At 35.2% G+C, this 20727-nt stretch carries 16 protein-coding genes and 1 tRNA gene; 9 read left to right on the forward strand and 8 right to left on the reverse strand.

What is annotated here, in order from left to right:
• Window positions 1–27: 27 nt before the first annotated feature.
• Together rpsI and rplM are read right to left on the reverse strand one after the other, a co-directional pair.
• The gene (gene rpsI / locus UH7x_RS11120; RefSeq protein WP_482360007.1) at window positions 28–414 is read right to left on the reverse strand and encodes a 30S ribosomal protein S9; all 387 of its coding nucleotides are present in this window, start codon (window positions 412–414) and stop codon (window positions 28–30) included.
• The gene (gene rplM, locus UH7x_RS11125; RefSeq protein ID WP_482360008.1) at window positions 415–870 is read right to left on the reverse strand and encodes a 50S ribosomal protein L13; all 456 of its coding nucleotides are present in this window, start codon (window positions 868–870) and stop codon (window positions 415–417) included. It abuts the gene before it with no gap.
• A 487-nt stretch (window positions 871–1357) separates the two neighbouring features.
• Here rplM and UH7x_RS11130 point away from each other — a divergent pair, with 487 nt between their 5' ends.
• Window positions 1358–1864, forward strand: coding sequence for a hypothetical protein (locus UH7x_RS11130; protein ID WP_482360009.1), 507 nt, complete (start codon window positions 1358–1360; stop codon window positions 1862–1864).
• 49 nt (window positions 1865–1913) lie between these two features.
• Here UH7x_RS11130 and UH7x_RS11135 read toward each other — a convergent pair whose 3' ends face one another.
• From UH7x_RS11135 to UH7x_RS11145, 3 genes are all read right to left on the reverse strand, one after another.
• A complete protein-coding gene (locus tag UH7x_RS11135; protein WP_482360010.1) occupies window positions 1914–2243 on the reverse strand; it encodes a T9SS type A sorting domain-containing protein in 330 nt (109 codons plus the stop codon).
• A gap of 126 nt (window positions 2244–2369) precedes the next feature.
• Complete coding sequence (gene polA / locus UH7x_RS11140; RefSeq protein WP_482360011.1) at window positions 2370–5204, reverse strand: DNA polymerase I; 2835 nt, start codon at window positions 5202–5204, stop codon at window positions 2370–2372.
• Window positions 5205–5220: 16 nt separating this feature from the next.
• Entirely contained in the window at window positions 5221–6216 is a 996-nt protein-coding gene (locus UH7x_RS11145) for a glycosylasparaginase (RefSeq protein WP_482360012.1), read from the reverse strand.
• A 43-nt stretch (window positions 6217–6259) separates the two neighbouring features.
• On the opposite strand from UH7x_RS11145, the gene UH7x_RS11150 reads away from it, so the two are divergent.
• The 3 genes from UH7x_RS11150 to UH7x_RS11160 all read left to right on the forward strand — a co-directional run bounded on the left by UH7x_RS11150 (window position 6260) and on the right by UH7x_RS11160 (window position 8656).
• Window positions 6260–6979 (forward strand): copper homeostasis protein CutC, encoded by a 720-nt coding sequence (locus UH7x_RS11150; RefSeq protein WP_482360013.1) that lies wholly within the window; start codon window positions 6260–6262, stop codon window positions 6977–6979.
• 57 nt (window positions 6980–7036) lie between these two features.
• The gene (locus UH7x_RS11155; RefSeq protein WP_482360014.1) at window positions 7037–8266 is read left to right on the forward strand and encodes a metallophosphoesterase; all 1230 of its coding nucleotides are present in this window, start codon (window positions 7037–7039) and stop codon (window positions 8264–8266) included.
• A gap of 93 nt (window positions 8267–8359) precedes the next feature.
• Window positions 8360–8656, forward strand: coding sequence for a thioredoxin domain-containing protein (locus UH7x_RS11160; protein ID WP_153757627.1), 297 nt, complete (start codon window positions 8360–8362; stop codon window positions 8654–8656).
• Window positions 8657–8924: 268 nt separating this feature from the next.
• On the opposite strand, the gene UH7x_RS11165 is transcribed toward UH7x_RS11160, so the two are convergent.
• Entirely contained in the window at window positions 8925–12275 is a 3351-nt protein-coding gene (locus tag UH7x_RS11165) for a glycosyltransferase family 117 protein (protein ID WP_482360015.1), read from the reverse strand.
• Between the two features lie 190 nt (window positions 12276–12465).
• On the opposite strand from UH7x_RS11165, the gene UH7x_RS11170 reads away from it, so the two are divergent.
• Window positions 12466–12537 (forward strand) — tRNA-Gln (locus tag UH7x_RS11170).
• A gap of 50 nt (window positions 12538–12587) precedes the next feature.
• Here UH7x_RS11170 and UH7x_RS11175 read toward each other — a convergent pair.
• Complete coding sequence (locus tag UH7x_RS11175) at window positions 12588–13955, reverse strand: cation:proton antiporter domain-containing protein (protein ID WP_482360016.1); 1368 nt, start codon at window positions 13953–13955, stop codon at window positions 12588–12590.
• Window positions 13956–14182: 227 nt separating this feature from the next.
• On the opposite strand from UH7x_RS11175, the gene rimP reads away from it, so the two are divergent.
• From rimP to infB, 3 genes are read left to right on the forward strand one after another with little or no spacing between them, the layout of a single operon-like run.
• Window positions 14183–14644, forward strand: a complete 462-nt coding sequence (rimP, locus tag UH7x_RS11180) for a ribosome assembly cofactor RimP (RefSeq protein WP_482360017.1) — start codon at window positions 14183–14185, stop codon at window positions 14642–14644.
• A 12-nt stretch (window positions 14645–14656) separates the two neighbouring features.
• A complete protein-coding gene (nusA, locus tag UH7x_RS11185) occupies window positions 14657–15889 on the forward strand; it encodes a transcription termination factor NusA (RefSeq protein WP_482360018.1) in 1233 nt (410 codons plus the stop codon).
• A 40-nt stretch (window positions 15890–15929) separates the two neighbouring features.
• Window positions 15930–18725 carry a translation initiation factor IF-2 gene (gene infB / locus UH7x_RS11190; protein ID WP_482360019.1) on the forward strand — a complete coding sequence of 932 codons (2796 nt, stop codon included), beginning with the start codon at window positions 15930–15932 and terminating at the stop codon, window positions 18723–18725.
• Window positions 18726–18763: 38 nt separating this feature from the next.
• Here the strand turns inward: infB and UH7x_RS11195 are convergent, their stop codons facing one another.
• Complete coding sequence (locus tag UH7x_RS11195) at window positions 18764–19135, reverse strand: SPOR domain-containing protein (protein ID WP_482360020.1); 372 nt, start codon at window positions 19133–19135, stop codon at window positions 18764–18766.
• Between the two features lie 240 nt (window positions 19136–19375).
• Between UH7x_RS11195 and UH7x_RS11200 the strand changes: the two genes are divergently transcribed.
• Window positions 19376–20710 (forward strand): cytochrome c3 family protein, encoded by a 1335-nt coding sequence (locus UH7x_RS11200; protein WP_482360021.1) that lies wholly within the window; start codon window positions 19376–19378, stop codon window positions 20708–20710.
• Window positions 20711–20727 lie beyond the last annotated feature (17 nt).

The following is a 20727-nucleotide window of genomic DNA, read 5'->3' on the forward strand; positions in this document are numbered from 1 at the left end:
GCTCAAGGTTTTAGTATAAATATTATATTAACGTTTAGAGAACTGGAATTTCTTTCTAGCTTTCTTCTGACCGAATTTCTTACGTTCAACCATTCTGGGGTCTCTTGTTAGTAAACCTTCTGGTTTTAAGACACCACGGTATTCTTCATCTATTGCACATAAAGCTCTAGAAATAGCTAATCTTACTGCTTCTGCTTGACCAGTGATACCACCTCCAAATACATTTACATTTACATCGTAGTTATCTACATTTTCTGTTAAAGCAAAAGGTTGCTTTACTTTATATTGTAATGTAGCAGTGCTAAAATAATCGTTTAAATCTCTGTTATTTACAGTGATTGCACCTTTTCCGCTAGAAACGTAAACACGAGCAACGGCTTTTTTTCTTCTTCCAATTTTGTGAATCGTCTCCATCTATTTAAAATCTTTAAGGTTGAATGCCTTTGGCTTTTGTGCTTCTTGTCCGTGCTCAGTACCAACGTATACTTTTAAGTTTCTGAAAAGATCTGCACCTAATCTATTTTTAGGTAGCATTCCTTTTACGGCTTTTTCAACAATACGTTCTGGATTTTTGGCTAATAATTCTTTAACCGAAGTAGTACGTTGTCCACCTGGGTATCCGGTATATCTAGAGTAAGATTTGGCATCCCACTTATTACCTGATAAGGTGATTTTTTCGGCATTGATAATAACCACATTATCACCACAGTCAACGTGCGGTGTAAAGTTAGGCTTATGCTTACCTCTTAGTAATTTTGCAACTTTAGACGCTAAACGTCCTAAAGTTTCTCCTTCGGCATCAACAAGCAACCATTGCTTATCAACTGTTTTTCTATTGGCCGAAATCGTCTTGTAGCTCAATGTATCCACTACTTATATTTTTTGTATTAAACACTTCAATCCCGTTAAACGGGCTGCAAATGTACAACTATTAAGTTGAATAACAAATGGTTGTTTCTGAATTATTTCTTGAAATCTTTTCAGAAGCCATTTGACCTTTATTTTCTTCTATTTCCTTAATAAAAGGAGGCCAAATATAGGCTAAATTGATATACGTAACTTAAAAATATTATGTTTTTAAAAATGATTATCCTCTTAGTGAGTATTGTTGTAGCCTATTTCCATGCTGTAAATGTTGAGTAATCAATAAAATCTTTGCGATACTTTAGCTTATACTTATAGTTGATTGTTGGGAATTTAGCCCTCTTTTTTTACGTTTTACACGTTATAGTTTTGTTGTATATTATTGTATTGTAATGATAATCAATTACTTCTGTGATTTACAGGTGTTTGAGTAATTGAAATATTGATAATAAATTTGCGTTAATAACCGTAGCGAACTACAATACACATAATTATGAAATCAAAATTTATTTTATTAGTAAGTATTTCTATACTCAGTTTTTCTTGTTCGGATGATAAAGAAGATATAAGCGCTGAAATGAATCAAAGTAAGATTTATGGTACTTGGGATGCTACTAAACTTAATATAGATGATCAAACCGCAAGTGATGATGCTAAGTTTGGGAGTGCTATTTTAACCCATTTAACCAACAAGAATTGCACAATAGTGTCTTTTACATTTAATGCTGACATGACGTTAGAAGCTAGTAATGCTACTAATTATCTAAATGTAGGTGTTAATTCAACTGGTTCCGGACTTGATATTCCTTGTCCAACTGAAATGGATACGGAAACAAGTGTATATACCTATGATGGTGAAACATTGACTTATGTTGATGCTGAAAATCAAAAAGTGAGTATTACTCCTATTATTAATGGAAATTTAATGACAATAACTGCTGCGGATTTGGGATATTCTAATTTGGATGCAGAAGGAGAATTGGTATTTACAAAAAGGTAGATATTTAGAATTAGGTTATAAAATCTAAGCTCTTCTGTATAGAAGGGCTTTATTTTTTGTAGAATTTCGTTTGTACTTGTTGTTCTAGAGAACGAATTGTAACGATGAATATTCCTGAATTTAAAGAGTTTATCGGAATGTTTAACGCATTGTTTTTAATGCCCCAATTATGTTCTAATACCTTATTTCCATAAGCGTCGGAGATAGTAATTTCAGCTTTTGTGCTATTCTTTAAACCAAGAATGTTTACTACGTTAACAGCGGGATTAGGAAAGACCTTAATCTTATGTGTCGGAAAATTAGATTCAGCATCACTTTGTGCACTCATCGAAAACGACAGTGTGAAAACGAATAATAATAAGAAAAATACCTTTTTCATCTAAGCGAGCTTAAACCCGTAATTGGGATTATTGCTCTACTTCAACGGAAGTGTATAGTTGATTCGTATAATAGAAATACAACTTTAGCTTAGTTTTAACTAAATGATATTAATATTATTTCTTTGTTAATGTGCTGTCAACCAATCTTTGCCTTCACCTAGCTCTACATCTAATGGTACGGCCATCGTAAAAGCATTTTCCATTTCAAGTTTGATTAAACCTTTCATTGTTGTAAGCTCTGTTTTTGGAACATCGAAAACGAGTTCATCATGTACTTGCAAAAGCATTTTGGTTTTAAAATCGCCTTCCGTTAGCTTTTTGTGAATGTTAATCATTGCAATTTTAATAATATCAGCTGCACTACCTTGTATAGGAGCATTAACCGCATTTCGTTCTGCAGCACCTCTTACCACAGCATTTCTAGAATTAATATCTTTCAAATAACGTCTTCTGCCTAATACTGTTTGTACATATCCATTTTCTCGAGCATAATCTACAAGTTCACTCATATAATTACGAAGCTTCGGATAAGTTTGATAATAGGTGTCAATCAATTCTTTGGCTTCTGAACGAGATAAATCAGTTTGATTACTCAATCCAAATGCAGAAACACCATATATGATTCCAAAATTCACTGTTTTAGCATTGCTTCTTTGTTCGCGAGTAACTTCTGAAAGAGGAACGTTAAAAACTTTGGCAGCGGTAGAAGCATGAATATCTTCTCCGTTTTTAAAAGCATCTATCATGGTGGTCTCTTCGCTTAAGGCAGCTATAATTCTAAGTTCTATTTGAGAATAATCTGCAGCCAATAAAACATGATTTTCATCTCTTGGAATAAAAGCTTTACGCACTTGTCTGCCTCTTTCCGTGCGAATTGGAATATTTTGCAAGTTAGGGTCGTTGCTAGCTAAACGCCCAGTAGCTGCAACAGTTTGCATATAATTAGTGTGCACACGACCAGTACTAGGTTCAACTTGTAATGGTAGCGCATCAACATACGTGCTTTTTAGTTTAGCAAGACCTCTGTACTCTAATACATTCCGAATAATTTCATGATCTTTGGCCAAATAAGAAAGCACATCTTCAGCGGTTGAAAACTGACCTGTTTTAGTCTTTTTTGGTTTGTCTACTAATTTTAATTTATTGAAAAGTATTTCTCCTAATTGCTTCGGTGATGCAATGTTAAACTCTTCGTCAGCCGCTTCATAAATTTTACCTTCTAGAGCTTTAATGTCTTTCTCTAGGTCCTTGGCAAGCGAATTTAGAAATGAAATATCTAAATTGATTCCTTCTAATTCCATATCAGAAAGCACTCGTAATAATGGAATTTCTATTTCATTAAATAATTTTTCATTTTTAGCTTCAGCTAATTCAGGTTTAAAATGTTGTGCTAATTGGTAGGTAATGTCAGCGTCTTCTACGGCATATTCTGTTATTTTTTCTAACGGAACAGCGCGCATTGATAATTGGTTTTTGCCTTTTTTGCCAATCAATTCTGTTATAGACACGGGAGTATAATTCAGATATGTCTCAGCTAAAACATCCATATTGTGCCGCATATCAGCATTAATAAGATAGTGCGCTAACATCGTGTCAAAAAGTTTTCCCTTTACTTCAATAGTATACTTTTTAAGTACTTTAATATCATATTTTAGGTTTTGTCCTACTTTTTCAATTTCTTCAGACTCGAAAAAAGGACGCAATACTTCAATTAATTCTTGTGCTTCATTTTTATCTTCAGGAAAAGGAACATAAAACCCTTTACCTATTTCCCATGAAAATGCAATTCCTACTAATTCCGCAGTAATAGGGTTTAGGCCCGTGGTCTCAGTGTCAAAACAAACTGAGGATTGCTTCATTAGATTTTGAACAAATAATTTCATTGCCATACCGGGAGAAACACTTTGGTATAGATGATTTGTGTCCGTTATTGTTTTTCTGCTATTTTCAATTGTTGGTGTTGTGTTCTCAGGGTCACTACCAAAAAGTGAAAATTGTCCTGCGCCTGCAGAACTAGTTTTAGCAGTTGTTGTGGTTTTTGATTTGCTTTGATTTGGTGTCTGTGCTGCTTCTTGACCTGATGTAAATGTTTTTATGAAGTTGTCTTGTAGTCTTCTAAACTCAAGTTCTTGAAATATTTCGGTAACAGCAGAAATATCTGGGTCGCACATTTCAAAATCTTTTTCATCAAACTCCACTGGAACATCCAATAAAATTTTTGCAAGTTCTTTTGATAACATACCCAATTCAGCATTGGCTTCTACTTTTTCTTTCATCTTACCTTTTAGCTCATGGGTATTTGCTAAAAGACCTTCCATACTACCGTAAGCAGCTAAGAATTTCTTAGCTGTTTTTTCTCCAACCCCAGGTAGTCCAGGAATATTATCTACAGAATCTCCCATCATGCCTAAAAAGTCAATTACTTGTTCAGGACGTTCTACTTCAAATTTTTTCTGTACTTCGGGTATACCCCATGTTTCATAACCGCCACCAAACATTGGTCGGTACATAAATATATTCTCACTTACCAATTGAGCAAAATCTTTGTCTGGTGTAACCATAAAAGTTTTGTAACCTTCTTTCTCTGCTTTCTTGGCGAGCGTACCAATAATATCATCTGCCTCAAAGCCAGCTTTTACAATCACAGGAATATTCATTGCTTTCAAAATATTCTCTATGTAAGGTATGGCTATTTTAATACCATCAGGTGTTTCATCTCTGTTGGCTTTATAGGCTTCAAACATTTCAACCCTTGCAACGCTCCCACCTTTGTCAAAACAAACGGCAAGGTGGTCTGGTCTTTCTCTCTTTATTACATCGAGTAACGAATTAGTAAAACCTAAAATAGCAGAGGTGTCCATGCCTTTTGAATTGATACGTGGGTTCTTTATAAATGCGTAATAACCACGAAATATAAGTGCATAGGCATCTAATAAAAAAAGTCTTTTTTGATCTGACATTGTAATGTTTTAATTTTTAGCTTTTGATAAATGATTCAGCCGGATGATTTATTTGTCCTTCATCGGTATACTGACTGTAAGAGAACCCTGGGTGCACACAATAGCCGCCAGTTTCTCCCTTTTTGTTGATTGCTAAAAAGCCTATTTGAAAATCTTTTCGGCCTTTATTTTTTTGCATAATTCTTTTAACACCCTCTTCGCAGGCTTCTTGTGGTGATTTACCCTGGCGCATTAATTCAACAATTAAAAAACTACCTACAGTACGCACAACCTCTTCGCCAACACCTGTAGCAGTAGCACCGCCAATTTCATTGTCTACAAATAAACCTGCGCCAATAATTGGAGAATCTCCAACACGGCCTGCATATTTGTATCCCATACCGCTAGTGGTGCAGCCACCTGCAATGTCTCCGTTTTTGTCAATTGCTAACATACCAATGGTGTCGTGGTTTTCAATATTGATAATGGTTTCGTATTTAGAAGTCTTTTTCCATTCGAGCCATTCTTGTTTTGATGCCGCTGTTAGTAGATTTGTTTTTTTAAACCCCTGTTCATAAGCGAATTGCTCTGCGCCTTTACCAGCAAGCATTACGTGAGGGGTATTCTCCATAACTTTTCGTGCTACTGAAATTGGGTGTACTATGTTTCGCATACAGAGTACAGCTCCGCAATTACTTTCTTTGTCCATTATGCAAGCATCTAATGTTACGCTACCATCACGATCAGGTCTGCCACCTATACCCACAGTTTGGTTTTTGACATCGGCTTCCTCTATCATAACACCTTGTTCAATCGCATCTAAAGCGCTGCCATCTGCATTTAGAATTTCCCATGCTTTAGCTGTTGCGTTGTGGAAGTTCCATGTGCATACTACAATAGGTTTTATTATATTGGATTCGTCATTTAAAGAAGAACTAGCTATAGTTTTATTTTGGTAGGAGGCTGTTAAAGGAGTTGAGAAAACACCAGCGGTACCTATAGATGATTTTTTTAAAAATTTTCTTCTTTTCATGACCTTTTACTGGTTACATTTAAGACCGCTAAATATAATGAATATGATTGTAGAAGTTTGTGCCAATTCGTTGGAATCTGCCTTGAGTGCCGAAAAAGCCGGGGCAGACCGAATTGAACTTTGTTCTGAGCTTGCTGTGGGTGGAATAACACCTTCATATGGGTTGTTGAAAGCGGTAAGTGAAAAAATATCGATTCCAGTTCGTGTATTAATACGACCACGCAGTGGTGATTTCACATATTCTGATGATGAGTTTAGTATTATGAAAAAAAATATAATGCTTTGTTGTGATTTGGGTTTTGATGGTATTGTTTTAGGTATGTTGAGTGCAGGTTTTCGTTTGGATGAAAAAAAGCATGAAGAGGTGGCTGTCTTATGTGGTGCCATGAAGACTACTTTTCACAGAGCTTTTGATTGGGTGAGTAATCCAGTTAAAACATTACAAAGGTTAGATGGTAATGTGGATGCTGTGCTCACTTCTGGACAAGAAACGAAAGCTGTACAAGGTATAGAATTGCTTGCCCAATTGAATGAAATAGCAACGCAAACCGTTATTATGCCTGGGTCAGGAATAAATGCAGATAATGCTCATCTTTTTAAAGAACGAGGATTTAAAGCAATTCATTTGTCGGCTGTTAAAATGAATAAAAGGTTGAATGATAATCCGAAAGTTGGAATGAATTCTTCACATTTATTATCAGACACCTCCTTACCAATTTCTCATTTTGAAACCATACAGGAGATTGTAAAGTCAGTTAAATAATACCCAAAGGCCTTAAATAGGGAAGTTTAATAAAATACCTTTGTAAAAAATAAGATTATGCTTAGATGGATTTTTTTTATTGCGGTTTATTTCTTGTTGGGTTTTTATGTGCTTCAGGCATTGAAAACAGCGACTAAATTTCAATGGGTATATTATTTGGTTGCAGCTGTTTCTATACTTGTGCTTGTAAATTTTATTTATCAATGGACTTTTGGAGTTTCTGAAGGTCGGGTGCTTAGTAGGCCTATGAGTTATGCAGCAGGATTGTTGTTGGCTGTAATTACATTCAAATTAGTTAGTATTATTTTTCTTTTTTCGGAAGATATATTCCGATTCTTATCTGCTACCTATCAGAAATTCGCAGGTGCTTCAAAAGAATTTAGCCTTCCCTCGCGAAGAAGGTTCTTGAGTATAATGGGTTTAAGTATTGCTGCTTTGCCCTTCGGTGCACTGCTTTATGGAATGTATAAGGGAAAGTATAATTTTAAAGTCTTGAAGTATGATTTAGCTTTTGAAGATTTGCCTAGTGCATTTGATGGGTATCAAATTACCCAAATATCAGATGTGCATAGTGGAAGTTTCGATAATCGTGGAAAAATAGCATATGCTATAGATTTAATTAATCAGCAAAAAAGTGATGTGTTGTTTTTCACTGGGGATATGGTAAATAACAAAGCTTCTGAAATGAAACCATGGGCGGAACTTTTTTCTAAACTTGAAGCTAAGGATGGGAAGTATTCCATTTTGGGAAATCATGATTATGGAGATTATGTCGATTGGCCTTCACCTCAAGAAAAAGCTCAAAACTTGGAAGATTTAAAAAACCTTCAGAAAGAAATAGGATTCGATTTAATATTAAATGATAGTAGATACCTCGAAAAGAATGGAGAGAAAATAGCTTTAGTTGGTGTTGAGAATTGGGGTAGAGGTGGATTTAAAAAAGCAGGTGACTTAAAGAAAGCAGTAAGTAACATTAATGCTAATGATTTTAAAATTCTATTAAGCCATGATCCTTCACACTGGGAGGATGTTGTTGTAGATGATGATTTGCATTATCATCTAACTTTAAGTGGGCATACACATGGAATGCAGTTTGGTATAGAAATACCTGGTTGGATAAAATGGAGTCCCGTAAAATGGCGTTATAAGTATTGGGCTGGTATTTATGAGCAAATGGGGCAATACATTAATGTTAATCGTGGTTTTGGTTTTCTGGGATACCCGGGTAGAGTGGGTATTTGGCCTGAAATTACCGTGATAACATTGAAAAGAAAATCATTAACATGATTTTAACTACAATAAAGCACTACAAAAACCTTAACAAATATACTCTTTTAACATTTTTCATTACTTTTGAATAGTAACTCAATGTTTTAAATTATGTCAAAATTCGGTGAACTTATTGATTTAAAGGTTCCAGTTTTGTTGGATTTTTACGCAGAATGGAATGAACAATCTACTTCAATGCACCCTGTGCTAAAGGATGTGGCTGCTGCTTTGGGTGACAAAGGTAAAGTCATCAAAATAGATGTTGATAAAAACAAAGAGCTTTCACAGGCGCTACGTGTGAAAGGTTTGCCTACCTTGATGATTTATAAGAAAGGTGAAATGGTCTGGCGCCAAAGCGGTGAACAAGATGCGAATACCTTAATCGGGATTTTAAACGAGTACGTTTAAATTAGATTCTACACTAGTACATTTCAAAAAATATTTTCAACACTTATTAGATTGCGTATTTGCTATAATTAATAAATACAATGGTGTGTTTGTGAGTATTATTTTATTAAAATGAAGTTTGCGCCAATTTTAATTGATAAAATGTATGCTTCAATATAGATTTTTGAATTTTAGAATAGAGTAATTTTCAGAGTTCTTAAAAGTAAAATTGCCAAGAAATAAGGAGTCTAATTTCTTGGCAATTTTATAGTATTAATTTTACTTCTTTCTAATTTCCTCCAGTCGCTAAAACGGTATCTTTTGTTTGAGAACCATCGTTGGCCATTGTGTCTGTAACGGGCATGGTGTCCGACATGTCTGGGTTAGTGCTGCCTGTTGGTTGCAATTCTTCTTCTTCTAAAATATTGTCTTTATAGAAGTGCTCGAATTTGTCGATATATTCATTGAAAATCAAGGTTTCTTTCTCGGCCATCTCACGGTCATTGTTATTAATTAAAATATCAATTACTCTGCGGTAGGCAGACATATCATCAATTATTTCATCAATATTTTCATATTGCTCGTCAATAGTCATGCCGTCATAATATTCAAGACGTTCTTGATAGATCGTTTTTAATTTATCGAAAAGTGCTCTTGCTTTGGTAGTTTCGCCCACTTTAAAATAGCCGTCTACAAATGGTTCGACAAATGTATAGTATGCAAAATGCTCAACGGGCATATTAATTATAGACATGTCTATAATTTCCTTGGCCTTATCTATTTTTTCTTCTTTAATTAGTGCTTCTGTCAAGCGAGCTAGATTGCTGCGGTATGAGATGCCTTGTATTCTTGTTTGCGTGTCGTGGTATATTTTATCACTACCAGAATTTCCCCAATCCCATTTTTTAACAATATCGTACATTAAATCTGTATCAATACGTCCCATGTCAAAAGCGTTTTTACGCTCTGTTTTAATGGGTACTAATTTGTAGGTTAAGCCATCTAGCTGTAGATAGTCTTTCATCCAAATGTATTCTGCATCATCAAAACTTCCACCAGAAAAATACAGCGGTCTTTTCCAGTCATTATTCGCTACAATGTCTAGCATCATCATGCTTTTCTTTGTGATGGCGCTTTGCGAAATATCAATATCTATATAGTCAACTATTAGAGCTGAATCTTTCTCTTTAACAAGTCCACTTTCTAAAACATTCTTTTTGTTTACCGGTATCCTAATTTTATAAGTTGGATAGTAAACGGTGTTTAAAAAGCTTTCTGGGTAATCGGTTAAATCAGCATTTCTTTGCGTTAATATGTGTCTCAATTTAGTTTGAGGTTTATCGCTGTCTACCCAATTAATAAAATCTTGAATTGGCCATCTGTTATCTGTTGCTTTCTGATGGTAAAGAACATCGCGGTTTCCATAACGATATTTTACATGTTCTATCTGCGAAGGTATAGCAGGACTTTCGTAAGCCTTTTGTTTCATTTGGTCTATATACCAATCTGTTTCGAAAAGGCTAGTGCAAACAATGCGTACATCGGTTCGGTAGCCTTCAACTTCCTGCACGTACCAAGTAGGGAAGGTATCGTTGTCACCAATGGTAAAAAGAATTGCTCCCGCATCTTCTTTGCAAGAGTCTAAATATGCTTTAGCAGAAGCGTTTGCAGTAAATCGATTAGATCGATCATGATCATCCCAGTTTTGAAACGCCATTAAAAGAGGTACTGCTAAAAGGCATAAAATTGTTGCTGATGGCGCCAATATTTTTGGGGATATCCATTTTTTAAAATCGTGAAATATGCCATACACTCCAATCCCAATCCATAGTGCAAATACGTAAAATGAACCAACTAAAGAGTAATCGCGTTCACGCGGTTGAAATATATATGGATTCGTATAAAACTGAATTGCTAATCCTGTAAATAAGAAGAATATTAATAATACCCAGAATTGTTTCGGGTTTTTAGATATCTGAAATATGAGACCATAGATACCCAATAATAAGGGTAAAAAGAAATATGTATTTCTGCCTTTATTGTTTTCTACTTCTGTTGGTAAATTTTCTTGACTTCCTAATCTTGGACTATCAATAAAATTAAATCCGCTTAGCCATTCGCCATTTCCATTATATCTACCCTGAATGTCATTTTGTTTTCCAGTAAAATTCCACATAAAATACCTCCAATACATATAGCCCCACTGAAATTGAACCATGTATTTTATATTATCCCAAACAGAAGGTGGTTGCACTTCTATGTAATCACTAAATCTATTTAAAAAACCAATGTATTGTTCTGCATCTAATTCGCCATTAGCAAAACCTTCTTTTACTTGTCTTACCGCACGAGCTAATTCTTCATTAGATTGTGTCATTTTAAAATCCAACGGACCAAAATACTGCATGTAATTTTTCGCATGCTGACTACTCCATAAACGAGGAAGTATGCCCACATGCTTTGGGTCTGGTCCTTGATCCGCATTAATGTAATCGTTAACAATTACATATTTCCCTTGTATTTCATCTTTCTCGTACTTAGGTTTTACATCTTGATTTTTGCCTGCAGGTGCAAACATGTTAGAGTAGTAGGTTCCATAAACGGGACTATCAACTCCAGGATATTGATCGCGATTATAATAAGCAAGAAGCGCTCTAGCATCTTCAGGATTATTTTCATTGATAACTACTTTAGCGTTTGCTCGTATCGGTAGCATTATCCAAGAAGAGAATCCAAGAAATAAGAACATTAGACAAAGAACAATGGTGTTTGCTGTTCTATAATTGTTTTTACGAGTATAATTAAGGCCAAAGTAGAATGCAGCAATAAATAATATTCCAATAATTATTGACCCCGAGTTAAATGGAAGGCCAATACTATTAACGAAAAATAATTCGCCCCAACCAAAAAGTTGAAGTACATATGTTAAAGAGAATTTGTATACCAACATTAACACGGCAATAACCGCAATATTGGCCAATAAAAAGTTTTTTACTGTAGTGGTTTTGTATTTTTTAAAGTAATACAATAGACCGATTGACGGTATTGCTAAGAAGCCCATGAATTGAACTCCAAAGGTTAAGCCGACAACAAAGGAAATAAGTATGAGCCATTTGTTACCACGTGGGTCATCTATATTATCTACCCATTTTAAGCCTAGCCATAATAATAATGCCATTATAAGGCTTGCACTGGCATAAACCTCAGTTTCAACAGCATTAAACCAAAAACTATCTGAAAATGTAAAAGCTAGAGACCCTACTATACCACTGCCTAAAATAGCTATGGCTTTGGCATTAGTGATAGTTTCGCTTTTAGATATTAATTTACGTGTAAGGTTTGTGATTGTCCAAAACATAAAAAGAATGGTAAAGGCGCTGGAGACTCCAGAAACATAATTAACCATTCTTGCTACTTGGCTTGGTTCGAAAGCAAACATTGAGAAAAAAGCACCTATCATTTGTAATAAAGGTGCCCCTGGTGGATGCCCTACTTGTAGTTTTGCTGAGGTGGCAATATATTCGCCAGCATCCCAAAAACTGTTGGTAGGTTCAACTGTTATGGCATATACTATAAGGGCTATAAAAAAAACGACCCACCCTAAGATGCGGTCCCACTTTTCAAAATCTTTTGAAAACATACTATAAAAAAGGTTTATCGTCGGCACGAATTTAGTGATAAATATAAATATGCGTAGCTATATTTTATAAAGGTTTAACAAGAAGTGCTTGTTATTATTTTTAAGTATTGTGTAAAAAAATGTTTGCGCAAACCAAACTTTGTTTTAAATTTGCACGCTCTTACTAAAATATCAGTAAGAATATATTGATTGGCCCATGGTGTAATTGGTAACACACCGGTTTTTGGTACCGACATTCAAGGTTCGAGTCCTTGTGGGCCAACAGGATTAAAAAAAATCCCAATGTTTTTTAACATTGGGATTTTTTGTTTTCTAATGGTTTTGAAAGCTATCACCTTCTTTCGGGTCAAGATTTTCGGAAGAAGAATCATTATCAATTTCAACAGATTCACTTTCTTCAATTTTCTCGTTGTGTTCACGAAGTTCATCTTCAGCTTCGTTTCTTTCTAAATGTTCTTCATCAATTTCATCAAGCATAGTGCCCATTTTCTTTTTGTCTTTAATCATAGCCCAAGTCATTATTAAGCTTGTTGCAATAATTACAAATAGTAGGATTCCGGATTCGAAACCTGCAACTTCTGCTTCTACTGGAATTGCATAAAACAATAAGATGGTTATAAGTCCTCTAGGTGCTATAAAGACTTGAGGTAGAATGTCAGAACCTATAAAAACACGTAATAGAACAAAACGAATGGCGTAAATAGATGCAATTATTAAAATACTAACAATAGCCACATTTAAACTTAGTAGTGATGAAAGAACAATAGTAATACCGAATATTACGAAAAAAAATGTCCGAACAACAAAGGCGGTTTCTAAAGTAATGATGTGGAGTTCGTGATAGATCTGATGCATTTTCTCTTTCTCTAAAAAAATCGCAGTTTTTCCAGGGAAGAATAATTTTACATTAGCAATAACGAGACCGAAAATCAATATTATAATAAGAGAAGAAAGATGCATTTTCTTTCCTATGGCATATAATAAAAGTAATACAGCTATTAATAAGAATTGTTTTGCTTGACTTTTTATGCGTTGAAAGATTAATATCAAAGCATAACTAGCAATTATAGCTATTACTATGGTAAGGACAATGTTTCCTGCAAAACCGGCTGCTCCAGAATCAGTTTCAGGATTTAGTCCGCCCGATAAAAAATAAAACATCATTATTCCCATGATGTCTGAGAAGGTGCTTTCGTAAATGTGAAATTCTTTTTTCTCAGGGCTAAGACTGCTTACACTTGGTATTATTATAGCGGAAGAAAGTATTGAAAGCGGTGTGGCATAGAGCCAAGCAGCTTGCATGGTCATGCCGTCTATGAATTGATAAAGTATTAATGCTGCCACCCAGGCAGAACCGATAAGACCTATGAGTGCGATAGCCATCGATTTTAAAATAGGTACAAGCTTTTCTCGTTTTAGCTCCAATTCTAGAGCAGCCTCAAGCACAATCATTATTAGTCCAACAGTGCCAATTATTTCAAGTGTTCCTCGTAGGCTTTGTTCAAAATCTATAGCATCACCCATAAAATATTTTAGGCCAAATTGTAAAATAATACCTAAAACAATAAGCATTAATACCGATGGTATATTTGTCTTTTTCGAAATACCGTTAAACCAAAAAGAGATAATTACTATGGCTGCTGCGCCAATAATCATATTATAAGAAGAGAAAATTTCCATGGTCGGGTTTTTAGGGTCTTTGTAAAAAAGACTTATGGTGAGTGTTAATATAACGTAAGTTATGGTATGTTATTTAATCCTAAGTGTTTTGTGTAAAATAATTATGTATTGAAACTTAAAACTAAGGTTGTAAGTAAAATCAAAATTTTATGTATATTTGTGCCACTGAAAGGATATCGAAGTATTCATGAGGGGACAATAAGTCCTCTTTTTTATTGCTAAATTTTATGCTGAAAGAACAAGTTAAAGCACTTTTAGATGGGGCATTAAAAGAAGATGAATCGTTGTTTTTAATCGATTTTTCAATCTCTGCCGACAATTCTATTAAGATAGTTCTAGATGGTGATAACGGCATTGCTTTGAAAGATTGTATGCGAGTGAGCAGGGCTATTGAGCATAATCTTGATCGTGAAGAAACTGATTTTTCTCTAGAGGTGACTTCGGCTGGGGCGGCATCACCGCTTGTATTGCCAAGACAGTTTAGAAAAAATATCGGAAGAAAGGTGAAGGTTAGAACTAGTGAAGAATCTTTCGAAGGAAATCTAACAGAAACCACTGAAAATGGTATAGTACTCGAGTGGAAAGCTAGAGAACCGAAACCAATTGGAAAGGGTAAAGTGACAGTTCAGAAAAAACAGAGTATTGAGTTTTCTGAAATTAAAGAAGCAAAAGTTGTATTAAAATTTTAATTGTAATTACTGATGGAAAATATTGCATTAATTGAATCGTTCTCCGAATTCAAAGATGATAAATTCATTGATAGAGTAACGTTAATGGCTATTTTAGAGGAAGTCTTTAGAGGTGCCCTTAAACGTAAGTTTGGTTCTGATGACAATTTTGATATCATTATAAACCCTGATAAGGGAGATTTAGAGATTTGGAGAAATAGAATTGTTGTTGAAAACGGTGAAGTGGAAGATCCTAACGAGGAAATTTCATTAGCCGAAGCTCAGAAAATTGAACCCGATTTTGAAGTTGGTGAAGATGTATCTGAAGAGGTTAAATTAATTGATTTAGGAAGAAGAGCTATTTTGGCATTACGTCAAAATTTGATTTCTAAAATTCACGAGCACGACAATACTACCATATACAAGCAGTTTAAAGATCTTGAAGGAGAGATATATACTGCTGAAGTACATCATATTAGGCATAAAGCTATTATTTTGTTAGATGATGAAGGGAATGAAATTATCCTTCCAAAGGATAGACAAATACCTTCAGACTTTTTTAGAAAAGGTGATAACGTTAGAGGTATAATTGAAAGTGTTGAATTGAAGGGTAGTAAGCCATCAATTATCATGTCAAGAGCATCTCCTAAATTTTTAGAGCAGTTGTTTTTTCAGGAAATTCCAGAAGTTTTCGATGGTTTAATCACTATTAAGAAAGCGGTGCGTATTCCAGGTGAAAAAGCAAAAGTAGCTGTTGATTCTTATGATGATCGTATTGATCCAGTAGGAGCTTGTGTTGGTATGAAGGGATCTCGTATTCACGGTATTGTTCGTGAATTAGGAAATGAAAATATCGATGTTATTAACTGGACTAGTAATCCACAGTTATTAGTAACTAGAGCATTAAGTCCGGCAAGAGTATCATCTGTTAAGTTGAATGATGAGAAAATGACGGCACAAGTATATTTAAAACCTGAAGAAGTTTCTAAAGCAATAGGTAGAGGCGGCCATAATATTCGTTTGGCTGGCAAACTTACTGGTTATGAGATAGATGTGTTTAGAGAAGGCGTTGAGGAAGATGTTGAATTAACAGAATTCTCTGATGAAATCGATGCTTGGATTATTGAAGAATTCAAGAAGATTGGTATGGATACCGCTAGAAGTGTCTTAGAACAAGACGTTGCTGATTTGGTAAAACGTACCGATTTAGAAGAAGAGACAATTTCAGAAGTTGTAAGAATACTAAAAGAAGAATTGGAAGAATAGCTATATATTAGCGAAAAATTGCAGAAAAGTAATATCATTTATGGCAGGAAATGCAACGATAAGACTTAATAAGGTCCTTAGGGAGCTTAATATTTCATTGGACCGGGCGGTAGATTATTTAGCCTCTAAAGGTCATGATGTGGAGGCAAGGCCTACCACAAAAATATCCGATGAGGTATATCAAGTGCTCCAAGATGAGTTCCAGACCGATATGAGCAAGAAAGTTGCGTCTAAAGAGGTTGGGGAAGAGAAGCGTAAAGAGAAAGAGGCAATCCGTGTTCGTGCTGAGCAAGAGCAAGAAGAGCGAAGAGTAGCTCGTGAGAGAAGGTCTTCTTCAAATGATGTTGTCAAAGCTAAGGTTGAATTGGCTGGCCCTAAGACTGTTGGTAAAATTGACCTTGATGGTAAAAAAGCTAAGAAATCTGAGCCTGAAAAAGTTGAAGAGCCTGTAGTTGAGGCTCCTAAGCCTGTTGAAAAGGCTAAGATAGAAGAGGTTAAAATCGAAGCGCCAAAATTAAAAGGTCCAAAAATTGTAGCCCAAAAAATTGAGACTCCTGAAGTTAAAGTGCCTGAGGTTAAAAAGGAAGAAATTGAAGCAGAGGCACCTGTAAAGGAAGAAAAGAAGGAGGAGGAAAAGCCTGAAACACCAGCTGAAGTTGATCCTAGAAATGCTGAAAAGATTAAGACTCAGTATAAGAAATTAACAGGTCCAAAAATTACGGGCGATAAAATTAATCTAGATCAATTTAAGAAGCCTGAAAAGAAAAAGCCAGCCACAAAAGCATCAGATAATAATGATCGTAAGAAACGTAGAAAGCGTATAGTTAGTAAGCCTGGAAGCGGCGGCGGTGGTGCAAGAGGAGGAAGTTCTTTTGCAGCTAGAAAAGCAGCTGCAGGAAATAAACGTTTTAATGCACCTAAGGTAGAGCCTACTGAAGAAGATGTGCAGAAACAAGTACGTGAGACGCTTGAAAAACTTCAAGGAAAGTCTAAAAAAGGTAAAGGCGCTAAATATAGAAGAAGCAAAAGAGATCAACACCGTGAGCAAACGGAGAAGGATCTAGAACAACAAGAATTAGAAAGTAAAATATTAAAAGTAACTGAATTTGTAACTGCAAGTGAAGTTGCTACAATGATGGATGTTTCTACCACGCAGATAATTTCTGCTTGTATGTCTTTAGGTATTATGGTTACCATGAACCAAAGATTAGATGCTGAAACATTGTCTATAGTGGCTGAAGAATTTGGCTATGAGGTTGAATTTGTAACCTCAGATATAGAAGAAGCTATTGTAGAAGAAGTTGATGCGGAAGAGGATCTAAAACCTCGTGCTCCTATAGTTACGGTAATGGGGCATGTTGATCATGGTAAAACTTCTTTACTGGATTACGTTCGTGAAGCGAATGTAATTGCAGGTGAAAGTGGTGGTATTACACAGCATATTGGGGCGTACGGAGTGCAGTTGGAAGGGGGTCAGAAGATTACCTTTTTAGATACTCCTGGTCACGAAGCCTTTACTGCAATGCGTGCAAGAGGGGCACAAGTTACCGATATTGCAGTTATTGTAATTGCTGCGGATGATGATATAATGCCACAAACAAAAGAAGCTATTAGTCATGCACAAGCGGCTGGAGTGCCGATTGTGTTTGCGATAAATAAAATTGATAGACCTGCTGCAAATCCTGATAAGATTAAAGAAGGTTTAGCTCAAATGAATCTTTTAGTTGAAGATTGGGGTGGAAAAATTCAGTCTCATGATATTTCAGCAAAAACTGGAGATGGTGTTAAAGAGCTACTAGAAAAAGTTTTATTAGAAGCTGAATTGTTAGAGCTTAAAGCAAATCCGGATAGAATGTCATCTGGTACAGTTGTGGAGGCATTTTTAGATAAAGGTCGTGGTTACGTATCTACAATTTTAGTGCAAAATGGTACTTTAAAAATTGGCGATTATGTTTTAGCTGGTACCCATAGTGGTAAAGTTAAAGCTATGCATGATGAACGTGGTCATGAAGTTCAGACAGCTGGTCCTGCAACTCCGATATCTATATTAGGTTTAGATGGTGCGCCACAAGCGGGTGACCGTTTTAATGTAATGGATGATGAGAGAGAAGCTAAGCAAATTGCAACCAAACGTTCTCAATTACAACGTGAGCAATCTGTTCGTACGCAACGTCATATAACATTGGATGAAATTGGACGTAGAATTGCTTTAGGTGACTTTAAAGAACTTAATATTATCTTGAAAGGTGATGTTGATGGTTCAGTTGAAGCATTGACGGATTCATTCCAAAAATTATCTACTGCAGAGATACAAGTAAATATTATTCATAAAGGCGTGGGTGCAATTACAGAATCAGATGTCTTATTGGCTTCTGCTTCAGATGCAATTGTTATCGGGTTTAATGTAAGACCGATGGGTAATGCTAGAGATATTGCTGATAAAGAAGAAATTGATATCAGAATGTACTCCATTATTTATGATGCAATAAATGACTTGAAAGATGCGATGGAAGGTATGCTTTCACCAGAAATTAAAGAAGAAATTACTGGTAATGCTGAAATCCGTGAAACCTTTAAGATCTCTAAAGTTGGAACAATTGCAGGTTGTATGGTTACCTCGGGTAAGATTTTCAGAAATGGGGGTATACGATTAATACGTGATGGTGTAGTGGTTTATACAGGTGAATTAGCATCCTTGAAACGATTTAAAGATGATGCCAAGGAAGTTGCTAAAGGCTATGATTGTGGATTACAAATTAAAAACTACAATGATATTAAAGAAGGAGATATTGTAGAGTGTTTCCAAGAAGTTTCAGTAAAAAAGAAATTGAAATAATAAATAGAATATATTTTTAAGGAATAAAAAAAATCGTCTTAATTAGACGATTTTTTTGGTTTTAATAACATGGCATCAGGGTATTTTGCTCGTACCTCTATGAATTTCCGTTCAGCATCTAATTTGTTTTTAAACCTACCAACTCTTACTCTGTAGGTAGGTGAATCAAAATCTATTTTTGAGTATAAATTAGGAAAATCAACTTCCACTTCAGATTTAATGCGAGTGGCTTTGGCGTGTGAGCCAAATCCAACTTGTATTCTATAATATTCCGAACTTGAGTTTGCAGTTTTGTATTGAGCTAGTAATTTGTCTAACTTTTGATCTTGTACTATGTTCACTTTGCCTGTCTGGGCTTGAGCTAAGTTGAGAGACCCAATTATGATTGCTGTGTATATAAGTGTTTTCATTTGCGCTATAATGTTGATTTTTAATCGCTTGAACAAAGGTAATTTTTTCGAATTTAATCCATGTGAATTTATATTATTTAGAATAGTTATAAATTGTAAATTATAAATAACTTAACATTTTCAAAATAAAGTCTATGTTGTATTTTTGCCTTCAATTTAAGGGTAGATATTTAAACTAAGCTCCAAAGAATGTACTTAACGAAAATATCATGCCAAGATTCCGAAAGCAATTTAATTAATATGAAAAAGGTTCATTACCGAAATCAGTTTTCTAGAGTTTTCAGTATTACTGCAGTATTTTTCCTACTTTTTTCGCTATCGCTTTTTGCTCAAGAAGAGGGCGCTACTGGAGGTGATGCTGCAAAAGGAAAGCAATTATTTAATCAAAATTGTGCGGCATGTCACTCTTTGGATAGAAAAATGACTGGTCCTGCGTTGGCTAAAGTAGAGTCTAGATTAGCAGAAGATGAAGGTTTAGATAAAGAGTGGTTATATAGTTGGATTAAGAATAGTCCAGGTTTAATAGCTTCTGGAGATGCATATGCTAATAAAGTTTATGCTGAATATAATGAGGCAGCAATGACTGCTTTTCCAACACTCAGTAATGAAGATATAGATAATATCTTGGCGTATACTGCTGCTGAACCAGCAACTCCTCCAGCGGCTGCAGCTGCCGACGGTGAAGTTGTTTCGCAAGGTGGTACTGGTGGTATATCAAATGAAGTAATATTAGGTGCTCTCGCATTGGTATTTGGTTTGTTGGTTGTAATGCTTCTTTTAGTAAATAAGACTTTGCAGCGAATTGCAACAGCTAACGGGGTTGATTTGGTTGAAGAAAAAGAAAAGCGCTTGCCATTGTGGAAAGCTTTTGCTAAAAATCAATTTTTAATTCTTGTCACCGTAATACTATTACTATTGTCTGGAGCTTATTTTGCATATGGTTATGTAATGCAGGTTGGTGTTGATCAAGGATACGCACCCATTCAACCAATTCATTTTTCTCATAAGATTCATGCTGGTGACAATAAAGTGGAGTGTAAATATTGTCACTCTTCTGCTAGAGTTTCTAAAACTTCTGGTATTCCATCATTAAATGTGTGTATGAATTGTCATAAATCTATTTATGAGTATAAAGGAAACCCAGAAGGGCCAAGTAAGGATGATTTAGCAAATGGTTATACTAATGATTTTTATACCGGCGAAATTAAAAAGCTTTATAAGGCTGTAGGTTGGGATGAGGAAAATCAAAAATACACTGGAGAAAGTGAACCAGTAAAATGGGTTCGAGTTCATAATCTTCCAGATTTTGCATATTTCAATCACTCGCAACACGTTACTGTTGCAGGTGTTGAGTGTCAAACATGTCATGGACCTATTGAGGAAATGGAGATTGTTGAGCAATTTTCACCATTAACTATGGGTTGGTGTATTAACTGTCACCGTGAGACTAATGTTAAGGTTGAGGGTAATGAGTATTACGCTAAAATTCACGAAGAACTTTCTAAAAAGTATGGGGTTGAGAAATTGACTGCTGCTCAAATGGGTGGTTTGGAATGTGGAAAATGTCATTATTAAACAAGAATTAAGTAGCT

The sequence above is a fragment of the Aurantibacter sp. UH7 genome, assembly GCF_056839165.1.

Bases quoted from the DNA above. Each gene is read 5' to 3' on its own strand.
- UH7x_RS11160 (WP_153757627.1), top strand. From the start codon at position 8,360: ATGTCAAAATTCGGTGAACTTATTGATTTAAAGGTTCCAGTTTTGTTG.
- UH7x_RS11200 (WP_482360021.1), top strand. From the start codon at position 19,376: ATGAAAAAGGTTCATTACCGAAATCAGTTTTCTAGAGTTTTCAGTATT.
- UH7x_RS11155 (WP_482360014.1), top strand. From the start codon at position 7,037: ATGCTTAGATGGATTTTTTTTATTGCGGTTTATTTCTTGTTGGGTTTT.
- UH7x_RS11195 (WP_482360020.1), bottom strand. From the start codon at position 19,135: ATGAAAACACTTATATACACAGCAATCATAATTGGGTCTCTCAACTTA.
- UH7x_RS11175 (WP_482360016.1), bottom strand. From the start codon at position 13,955: ATGGAAATTTTCTCTTCTTATAATATGATTATTGGCGCAGCAGCCATA.
- UH7x_RS11150 (WP_482360013.1), top strand. From the start codon at position 6,260: ATGATTGTAGAAGTTTGTGCCAATTCGTTGGAATCTGCCTTGAGTGCC.
- UH7x_RS11130 (WP_482360009.1), top strand. From the start codon at position 1,358: ATGAAATCAAAATTTATTTTATTAGTAAGTATTTCTATACTCAGTTTT.
- UH7x_RS11165 (WP_482360015.1), bottom strand. From the start codon at position 12,275: ATGTTTTCAAAAGATTTTGAAAAGTGGGACCGCATCTTAGGGTGGGTC.
- polA (WP_482360011.1), bottom strand. From the start codon at position 5,204: ATGTCAGATCAAAAAAGACTTTTTTTATTAGATGCCTATGCACTTATA.
- infB (WP_482360019.1), top strand. From the start codon at position 15,930: ATGGCAGGAAATGCAACGATAAGACTTAATAAGGTCCTTAGGGAGCTT.
- rpsI (WP_482360007.1), bottom strand. From the start codon at position 414: ATGGAGACGATTCACAAAATTGGAAGAAGAAAAAAAGCCGTTGCTCGT.
- rimP (WP_482360017.1), top strand. From the start codon at position 14,183: ATGCTGAAAGAACAAGTTAAAGCACTTTTAGATGGGGCATTAAAAGAA.
- UH7x_RS11145 (WP_482360012.1), bottom strand. From the start codon at position 6,216: ATGAAAAGAAGAAAATTTTTAAAAAAATCATCTATAGGTACCGCTGGT.
- nusA (WP_482360018.1), top strand. From the start codon at position 14,657: ATGGAAAATATTGCATTAATTGAATCGTTCTCCGAATTCAAAGATGAT.
- UH7x_RS11135 (WP_482360010.1), bottom strand. From the start codon at position 2,243: ATGAAAAAGGTATTTTTCTTATTATTATTCGTTTTCACACTGTCGTTT.